At 45.2% G+C, this 8,035-nt stretch carries 12 protein-coding genes; 5 read left to right on the top strand and 7 right to left on the bottom strand.

The annotated features are described in order from the left end of the window. A partial coding sequence (locus tag B3180_RS00680; protein ID WP_286842279.1) for a methyl-accepting chemotaxis protein occupies positions 1 to 536 on the top strand: 536 nt, incomplete at its 5' end. Here the strand turns inward: B3180_RS00680 and B3180_RS00675 are convergent. Both B3180_RS00675 and B3180_RS00670 read right to left on the bottom strand, forming a co-directional pair. Beyond that, on the bottom strand, positions 526 to 930 hold the full coding sequence (locus B3180_RS00675) for an HIT domain-containing protein (protein ID WP_222235392.1): 405 nt from the start codon (positions 928 to 930) through the stop codon (positions 526 to 528). The genes B3180_RS00680 and B3180_RS00675 overlap by 11 nt on opposite strands. Before the next feature lie 16 nt (positions 931 to 946). Continuing rightward, entirely contained in the window at positions 947 to 1,438 is a 492-nt protein-coding gene (locus B3180_RS00670; RefSeq protein WP_054487896.1) for an alpha/beta fold hydrolase, read from the bottom strand. Positions 1,439 to 1,516: 78 nt separating this feature from the next. Between B3180_RS00670 and B3180_RS00665 the strand changes: the two genes are divergently transcribed. Both B3180_RS00665 and B3180_RS00660 read left to right on the top strand, forming a co-directional pair. Then, positions 1,517 to 2,386, top strand: a complete 870-nt coding sequence (locus tag B3180_RS00665; protein ID WP_278358711.1) for a hypothetical protein — start codon at positions 1,517 to 1,519, stop codon at positions 2,384 to 2,386. An 11-nt stretch (positions 2,387 to 2,397) separates the two neighbouring features. After that, positions 2,398 to 3,231 (top strand): TIGR02285 family protein, encoded by an 834-nt coding sequence (locus B3180_RS00660; protein WP_278358712.1) that lies wholly within the window; start codon positions 2,398 to 2,400, stop codon positions 3,229 to 3,231. On the opposite strand, the gene B3180_RS00655 is transcribed toward B3180_RS00660, so the two are convergent. From B3180_RS00655 to asnA, 5 genes are read right to left on the bottom strand one after another with little or no spacing between them, the layout of a single operon-like run. Then, entirely contained in the window at positions 3,228 to 3,611 is a 384-nt protein-coding gene (locus B3180_RS00655) for a glutaredoxin family protein (RefSeq protein WP_054487902.1), read from the bottom strand. The two genes, B3180_RS00660 and B3180_RS00655, sit on opposite strands and share 4 nt — an antisense overlap. A 32-nt stretch (positions 3,612 to 3,643) precedes the next feature. Beyond that, positions 3,644 to 4,630, bottom strand: coding sequence for an LLM class flavin-dependent oxidoreductase (locus B3180_RS00650; RefSeq protein ID WP_278358713.1), 987 nt, complete (start codon positions 4,628 to 4,630; stop codon positions 3,644 to 3,646). A 6-nt stretch (positions 4,631 to 4,636) separates the two neighbouring features. Next, complete coding sequence (locus B3180_RS00645; protein ID WP_222235396.1) at positions 4,637 to 5,374, bottom strand: SDR family oxidoreductase; 738 nt, start codon at positions 5,372 to 5,374, stop codon at positions 4,637 to 4,639. A 20-nt stretch (positions 5,375 to 5,394) separates the two neighbouring features. Then, complete coding sequence (locus B3180_RS00640; protein ID WP_224797373.1) at positions 5,395 to 5,985, bottom strand: TetR/AcrR family transcriptional regulator; 591 nt, start codon at positions 5,983 to 5,985, stop codon at positions 5,395 to 5,397. 56 nt (positions 5,986 to 6,041) lie between these two features. Beyond that, positions 6,042 to 7,022 carry an aspartate--ammonia ligase gene (asnA, locus tag B3180_RS00635; protein ID WP_278358714.1) on the bottom strand — a complete coding sequence of 327 codons (981 nt, stop codon included), beginning with the start codon at positions 7,020 to 7,022 and terminating at the stop codon, positions 6,042 to 6,044. A gap of 151 nt (positions 7,023 to 7,173) precedes the next feature. Here asnA and asnC point away from each other — a divergent pair, with 151 nt between their 5' ends. Next, positions 7,174 to 7,644 (top strand): transcriptional regulator AsnC, encoded by a 471-nt coding sequence (gene asnC / locus B3180_RS00630; protein ID WP_222235399.1) that lies wholly within the window; start codon positions 7,174 to 7,176, stop codon positions 7,642 to 7,644. Further along, the coding region (selD, locus tag B3180_RS00625) for a selenide, water dikinase SelD (RefSeq protein ID WP_286842271.1) at positions 7,641 to 8,035 on the top strand (395 nt) is incomplete at its 3' end. The genes asnC and selD, both read left to right, overlap by 4 nt.

Raw genomic sequence — 8,035 nt, 5'->3', positions numbered from 1 at the left:
CAGCCGATGAAGTAGCCAGCATTGTTACAGTGATTGATACAATTCAGGGTATTTCCGAACAAACCAATTTGCTGGCATTAAATGCAGCCATTGAATCAGCGCGCGCTGGTGAAGCGGGACGAGGCTTTGCTGTCGTCGCTGACGAGGTTCGTACCCTGTCTCAACGCACCAGCCAGTCAACCGAAGAAATACGGGAAAAAATTTCACGACTGCAAAAAGGGTCTAAGTCCGCCGTTTCAGCTATGGAAACCAACCGAACCCAAGCAGATAGCACCAGCGAGCGTATTCTGAACGCGAATCAAAAACTTAATGAGTTAGTTGTGCTCATACAGGAAACCGCAGATATGAGCACACAGATTGCCACCGCAACGGAAGAGCAGGCATCGGTCAGTCAGGACGTCGCTAAGAACATTCAGGCAATTGCCGATTTCTCCAGTCAGGTTTCAACGGCGGTTAAAGGCAGTCACAACGAGTGTGATCAAATGTCTGCACTCGCAGATAGCCTGCGCAACCAACTGGAGCAGTTTAAAACGTAATATCAGCAAATACCGATTGCAGCCGTGCTACCTCCCCATCATTCAGAGGTTGCATTGGCTGCTTCCCCCATATTGGAGCCGGCCAGGCAACATCCGTTTGAAAACGTGCAATGTGGTGCACATGCAACTGCGGAACCACATTGCCTAGCGCCGCAACATTCAGCTTGTCCGGTTGGTATTCTGCTTTTAACCAATGGCACAAAAAACGACTTTCTCTTAACAATTGCAGTTGGTCGTCTTCACTTAAATCAATTACTTCGCGCACATCGGCCACTTTCGGCACTAGCAAAAACCAGGGAAACTGTCCGTCATCCATTACCCTGACTTCACATAATGGCCAGTCAGCTAAATGGTAACTGTCTCTGGCTAATTCCGGAGCTATTGTGAATGACATAAAACCACCCTTATTTTTAAAGTGTTTGAAGAAACCGTTTAAACAGTGCGTTAGTCTGCTGCAGGCTGTCAACTAAACGATGGTCGTCATCAACGACGTGCAACTGCGAGTGAGTTCTTTTAGCGTAGCGCCAACTGTTTTCTACCGGGACAATATCATCGTTCCAGCCGTGGACAATTTCCGTTACGCAAGTTGGCGTTATTTTGTCAAAGTCGGCTTCACCACCTAAATAAAAGGCCGGCGCCATTAAAAACAAGCCTTTGCAATCAGGTGCTTCTGCTGCAACAGTCGCGACATAGCCTCCCATACTCGAACCAACGAGCACAAAAGGCTCTGGTATAGAGCGAATAGCTTGCTTCAAAGTGTCCACACGTTGGTCTGGATTATCAATACCCTGATAATCAATACTGCTCACTTCCATTCCCAAAGTTTCAGCTGTTTTTGCTAATACTTTGATCTTAGTCCCCCAGGGACCGCTTTCTTTACCGTGATTAAAAATAACCTGCATTTAACAATTGCCTATTTTTCGATGCTTAGATAAATTGGAATGAACGTTAATCATTTGATAACAAAGTTACCCCATATCATGACAGTAAAATTAGACAGCGTGAAACTGTTAATTTGTTTCTTATTATTGAGCGGCAGTGCAATTGCTCAAGAAGATGAGCTGTCCGCGCCCTTGATTTTTGGCGTCAATGAGTCTCCCCCCTTTCATATTACGCAGGGAGACCAAGTAAATAGCGGTTTTTGTGATGTTTTGGTTGAAACCATCAAGGCCGAACTGCCCGATACTGATCAGGTTATTCGTAAAATGCCACATGGTCGAATCCGAACCATTATGAAACGCGAAGGCAGCATGTGCTTTCCCTGCATGATAAACCGTACCAGCTACAACCCTAACTACTACTTTAGCAAAACCACACATTTGTACGCTCCTCACGGCATTATTACCCGCGCTTCTCTGGCTAAAGACATTACAGAGAGATACGGCAACCCTGTGTCACTTGAAAAGCTACTAGCCGAGTCTGAATTGCGTTTCGCTCAACCTGTTGGCCGCCGTTACGGTGATATTCAACACCTTATTGATGAGCATTTGGTGGGTACCAAACACCATAAACAAGTATATGGCGAACTTGCGTTATACAATTTACTTGCCATGATCCTTATTAACAGAGTTGATTTTACCATCGACTACGAAATGATGATTCAGTCATACCAACGGAACGCGGGAGCTCAAAAGAGTAAGGAAGCTCTTAGCTTTATTCCAATAAAAGAATATGAAGGCAAAGTCATTAGAGGAGCTGTCGGTTGCAGTAATAACGAATGGGGTAAGAACGCAACTCAATTGATTGATAAGGCCATTAATGACATCCGTCGTAATAAGGATTTTCAACAAAGCCTTGATTACTGGTTGGGTACGGACAGGCCTAAGTTAAACGAGCTAACAACCAAATGAGGGTAGACTCTATGAGTTTTCAAAAGCTAGTAACTGCTCTTTTTTTTACCCTGTTGCTTTGTCAAAACAGTCACGCTGCGTATGAAGAAGATATTATATGGGGAGTAAATTCATCGCCTCCTTTTCATATTTTTTATGGCGAATATAAAGACCTTGGCTTTTGTGACGCCTTAGTTACAGCGTTTCAGCGTCAACTCCCTGAGCTGTCCCACAAAATACGTAAGTTACCATCCCGTCGAATTACCATGCTCATGAGAAAGAATAAAAACCTGTGCTTTCCCTGCCTAATTAAAAAAACAAACTACAACTCGGAGTTTAGTTACACCGAAACAACTCATCTCTATCAGCCTCATGGCATTATTACTCGTGCATCCATCGCTTCTCGAATTATAAAAAACTATGGCCAGCCCGTTGTATTTTCACAGTTAGTGAAAGATCCGGATTTACGCTTTGCACAGCCCACTGAAAGGCGATACGGCCGATTACAGCCTGTTCTTGAAGAGCACCTGATTGATTCAGATAACTTTAGTTTCATTAGCGGCGATAATGCAAATGTTAACCTATTAACGATGATCGTGAACGAACGAATCGACTACACCATCGACTACAGCAGCATTATGACCTACTACAATGAAACTCAAAGTAAACGAAGTGAATTAGTATTCTTGCCAATCGCCGAGTACGACAATGAATTCATAGAAGGTGCAGTTGGTTGCAGCAATAATGAATGGGGCCGCAAGGCTGTCAACCAACTCAATCGAGTTATTCCTCAGATAAAAACCGACCCGGACTTCCAACGCGCTCTGGATAAGTGGATGGGAAATAACCGCCCCAGAACAAACTAAGCGAAACGGTTTTCTAAATACTGGTTAATATCGTCAGATTCGTACATCCACTGTACTTTATCACCCTCTTCAATTCGCAGGCATGGCACTTTAACGCGTCCGCCACCATTCAATAACGCATTGCGATGCTCATCGTTATTCTTTGCGTCTCGTAACTCAATGTTCAAATTAAGACGGGCTATTTCTTTGCGAACTTTCACACAAAACGGACACGCAGCAAACTGATACAAGGCAAGTGACTTGCACGCTTCGTCAACTTGCTTTTGCTCTTGTTCTGAGCGTTCTTTTCCCTTTGGCGTTGTTAATTTTTCAACCAATAACACTATGGGTGTCAAAACAAGTCGCAAACCCCGGAAAAAGTAACGAATAATAATTCTCATAAATACAACCAAATAGCTTGTTTAAGATGGCTCTATTCTAACGCGTTTAAAGCATCAGCGGCAATTTCAAAGGAGCGTAACCGGGCGTCATGATCAAACACATGACTGGTAAGAATAATTTCATCTATTCCGGTATCGTCAATAAACTGTTGCAGGTGTCGCTGAACCGTTTCCTTGGTACCTACTGCTGTATAAGTTAACGCATGGTTCGCGCCTGCCAGCTCATGCGGAGCCGCGACCGCTCTTATATCATCCACGGGGGCTTTTAGAGGACCCGGCATACCACGACGTAACGCAATAAACTGCTGTTGCATAGAACTCATCATTTTACGTGCTTCACTTTCATCATCTGCCGCAAAGACATTCATTGCCGCAGCCACGTAAGGTTTACTGAGGTAACGTGACGGTCGGAAATTATCACGGTAAGCTTTTAATGCATGTTGTAGATAATCTGGTGCAAAATGCGATGCAAAGGCGTATGGCAGACCTAAATGCGCCGCGAGCTGAGCACCAAATGTGCTTGAACCTAACAACCATACCGGAATTTTCTGTTGAAACCCGGGAACCGCTTTAATCGCATCCCTTTCCTGGGCTTCTTCCAAATACCCCAATAGCTCCTGGACATCGTTCGGGAACTGCTCGGCATCGTCCGGCTTACGCCTTAGCGCTCGTAAAGTACGACCGTCTGTTCCAGGTGCTCTGCCCAGACCAATATCCACACGGCCAGGGTACAACGCATCCAGCGTACCAAACTGTTCAGCCACCACAAAAGGTGCATGGTTAGGCAACATCACACCACCCGAGCCAATTCGAATTTTGTCGGTTTTACCAGCGACATAACCTAAAGCAACCGCGGTTGCGGCCGAAGCGATTCCGGTCATATTGTGATGCTCAGCCATCCAGAAGCGGTGGTACCCCCACCGCTCTGCATGCTGGGCTAAATCAGCAGAGTTACGCAATGATTCAGCCACTGACCCACCTTCCGTGACAGGCGCTAAATCAAGAACTGAATATTTCATAACAAATTACAGTTCTTGCTTGGTTGGACGAATGATCATTTCATTCACATCAACTTGCTGAGGTTGTTCAATAGCAAAAGTAATGGCACGAGCAATAGCAGCTGAATCAATTGCATCTGAATATAAATCGTCAGCCATTGCTTTCGCGTCTTTGTCGCTAATGTGGTCCGTCAGTTCTGTTGCTACAGCGCCGGGCGAAATATTCGTTGCACGAATTTCACCATTAGATTCCTGGCGAATGCCTTCAGAAATCGCTTTTACTGCAAACTTAGTTGCACAATATACCGTTCCGCCAGCAAAAACTTTCTGACCAGCCACCGATGATAAATTGATGATATGACCCACGTGCTGTTCACGCATGACCGGTAACACAGCGGCAACACCGTATAGAACACCTTTAATATTCACATCTATCATAGTGTCCCACTCGTCCACTTTCAGTGCATCGAGAGGCGCCAGCGGCATTAGTCCAGCGTTATTAATCAATACATCAATACGACCAAATTCAGCTTTAGTGTCATCTGCCAGTTTTTGAACTGCGACTTTGTCAGTCACATCAACTACTCGGTAAGCTGCCTGACCACCGTCCTTTTTAATTGACTCAGTCAATTCTTTTAAGCGATCTTCACGGCGCGCCGCTAACATCAGTTTTGCGCCTTTTTTAGCAAGCATACGAGCTGTTTCTTCACCTAAACCACTGCTTGCCCCTGTAATAATCACAACTTTATCTTGTACTTCTGACATAGCTTTACCTCCGGTTGACGCTATTGGTCCACTGCCCCTAACTGCTTTAAAATCATGTTTTCAAAGCGCAGCAGCGGCAGCATAGAACGTTGTACTTTGGCCCGCAGCAATGCCCCCTGCCAACCAGACAGGATAAAAGCGCCCATCTGTTCAGTGTCGACATCCTGCTTAATTTGCTGTGTTTCTTGCGCCGCTTTTAAACAATGCGCAATACGCAACTCCCAGTCAGAAAAAATATCGTCTAACCGTTCACGGAAGAGCGGGCTCTGCGAGGCCAATTCCTGCCCCAGATTGCCTATCAGACAACCCTTGGAAAAATCACACGACTTCATATCTTCAACTGAACAACGCAAGTACGAACGTAACCGATCGACCGGCTGTAAACTTTCGTTGCCCAGAGTTTCACTCATACGCGCTTCGTACTCTTCTGCGTATGTTTCAATGACCGCCAGACCAAAGTCGTTCTTACTTTTAAAGTAATGATAGAACGAGCCTTTTGGTACCTGCGCTTCACTCAAAATTTTGTTCAAGCCGGTGCTGCCGAAACCATGAATGGAAATCAGGTCAGCACCTATGGTGATGATGTGTTGTCGTGTATCGTTCTTTTTCATGCTTTTAATATTAGACCAGTCGTCTAGAACTTTCAAGGCAAGTCATAAATAAGCCCTCATAGAGCTTCAGCTATAGGCTCTGGCCATACCCCACACTGAACTTTGGCAATATGATCGCTTTGCAGTATTTGCATCACCACGCGAGACTGACCTATTCCCCCACCAATAGTTAAAGGCAGCTCGCCAGCCAAAAGTGACTGGTGCCAGGCTAACTGAAGCTTTTCCTCCTGGCGTCTTAAACGTAACTGTCGTTTTAACGCCTGCTGATCAACGCGTATTCCCATAGAGGACAACTCCAATGCGTCATTCAACCCCGGATGCCAGACAATAATATCGCCATTTAACCCCGTACTGCCCTGCTCATTAACAGAGCTCCAGTCATCGTAGTCTGGCGCGCGCGCATCATGAGCATGACCATGACTCAGTTCACCACCAATACCGACCAAAAACACAGCGCCGTATTGTTTTACAATTTTGCGTTCTCTCTGTTTAGCCGTGAGCTTCGGGTAGGCTTTCATTAACTCTTCCGTATGAACCACATGGATAGTTTCAGGCAGAACATTTTTAGCGTCATAGTTCTCAGCATACAGGCGCTCCGTTTCACGCAAAGCCGAGTAAATTTTCTCAACTGTCTGGGTTAAAAAGTTCAGTGAACGCTGCTCCTCTGTAATGACTTTTTCCCAGTCCCATTGATCAACATACACTGAGTGCACTGAACTCAAAGCTTCCTCATCAGGCCGCAGTGCCTTCATCTGTGTAACGATTCCTTCGCCAGCACTAAAGCCATAGCGACCTAAAGTGTAACGTTTCCATTTTGCTAAGGAGTGAACCACTTCGTAGCTTTTGTCCGGCACGGCTTTAACCTTGACCGAAACGGCTTGCTCCCAACCTGAAAGATCATCCTGAATACCACTACCATGCTCACTAAGTAATGGCGACTGCACCTCAATAAGCCCCAGTTGACTTTGTAGTTGCTGGGTAAAGCCGCTTTTTACAAATTGGATTTTCTCCTGCTGTAACCTGTACTTTGATTTCATAAACACTCCGAATCGTTAAACAAAAGAACTAAAAAACGATTCAATTAATACCTTTTTGACTTTTTTATTCAATATTGTTTAACAGAAATAGCTTTACTTAATAATTTCCGTTAATTTAAAGACACATTAATTATTGAAGCATTAATAAACGATGAAAAAATCAGCTGAAAATTATCAAATCGATGATCTGGACCGCTCAATACTTAACGCCTTAATGGAGGATGCGCGCACTCCTTATGCTGAGCTGGCCAAACGTTACAACGTCAGTCCGGCCACTATCCATGTTCGCGTTGAAAAGATGAAACGAGCCAAGATTATTGAAGGCACGCGTTTACAGGTTAACGCCAAACGCTTAGGCTACGATGTCTGTTGTTTCATCGGTATAACCTTAAAAAGCGCAGGTGACTACCCGGCAGCCATTGAGAAGCTGGAAAAGCTCGAAGAAGTTATTGAGGCTTACTACACCACCGGACAGTACAATGTTTTTATTAAGATCATGACACCGTCAATTAACCAGCTGCAGCACACGCTTATCAATCGAATTCAGGCTATTGATGAAATACAATCAACAGAAACGCTCATATCGTTACAGCAACCTATCAACAGAGACATACAGCCATGAGTCAGGACGTTAAATTAACTGAGTACAGTCACGGCGCCGGTTGTGGCTGCAAAATATCCCCACAAGTGCTATCGACCATATTACAAAGTAAGCTCGATATAGCACCCGATCCTAAACTGTTGGTGGGAAACAGCACCCGTGACGATGCCGCAGCTTATGACATGGGCAATGGCCAGGTTGTATTAAGTACCACCGACTTCTTTATGCCTATCTGTGATGACCCTTTCGACTTCGGCCGCATAGCTGCCACCAATGCCATTAGCGACATCTATGCCATGGGCGGTCAGCCCTTGATGGCTATCGCTATTTTCGGCTGGCCAATCAACAAACTGTCAGCAGAAGTCGCCCAACAGGTTATTGATGGTGGGAGACAAGCCTGCGCTGACGCGGG

Origin of the sequence: Idiomarina sp. UBA4206 (assembly GCF_002383015.1) — a bacterium.
Lineage (GTDB): Bacteria > Pseudomonadota > Gammaproteobacteria > Enterobacterales > Alteromonadaceae > Idiomarina > Idiomarina abyssalis.
Note: the sequence above shows the minus strand (reverse complement) of the source record. Positions and strands in the feature narration are given on the sequence as shown.

Coding starts and splice junctions, on each gene's coding strand:
- B3180_RS00675 (WP_222235392.1), bottom strand. CDS start 930: ATGTCATTCACAATAGCTCCGGAATTAGCCAGAGACAGTTACCATTTA.
- B3180_RS00670 (WP_054487896.1), bottom strand. CDS start 1,438: ATGCAGGTTATTTTTAATCACGGTAAAGAAAGCGGTCCCTGGGGGACT.
- B3180_RS00665 (WP_278358711.1), top strand. CDS start 1,517: ATGACAGTAAAATTAGACAGCGTGAAACTGTTAATTTGTTTCTTATTA.
- B3180_RS00660 (WP_278358712.1), top strand. CDS start 2,398: ATGAGTTTTCAAAAGCTAGTAACTGCTCTTTTTTTTACCCTGTTGCTT.
- B3180_RS00655 (WP_054487902.1), bottom strand. CDS start 3,611: ATGAGAATTATTATTCGTTACTTTTTCCGGGGTTTGCGACTTGTTTTG.
- B3180_RS00650 (WP_278358713.1), bottom strand. CDS start 4,630: ATGAAATATTCAGTTCTTGATTTAGCGCCTGTCACGGAAGGTGGGTCA.
- B3180_RS00645 (WP_222235396.1), bottom strand. CDS start 5,374: ATGTCAGAAGTACAAGATAAAGTTGTGATTATTACAGGGGCAAGCAGT.
- B3180_RS00640 (WP_224797373.1), bottom strand. CDS start 5,985: ATGAAAAAGAACGATACACGACAACACATCATCACCATAGGTGCTGAC.
- asnA (WP_278358714.1), bottom strand. CDS start 7,022: ATGAAATCAAAGTACAGGTTACAGCAGGAGAAAATCCAATTTGTAAAA.
- asnC (WP_222235399.1), top strand. CDS start 7,174: ATGAAAAAATCAGCTGAAAATTATCAAATCGATGATCTGGACCGCTCA.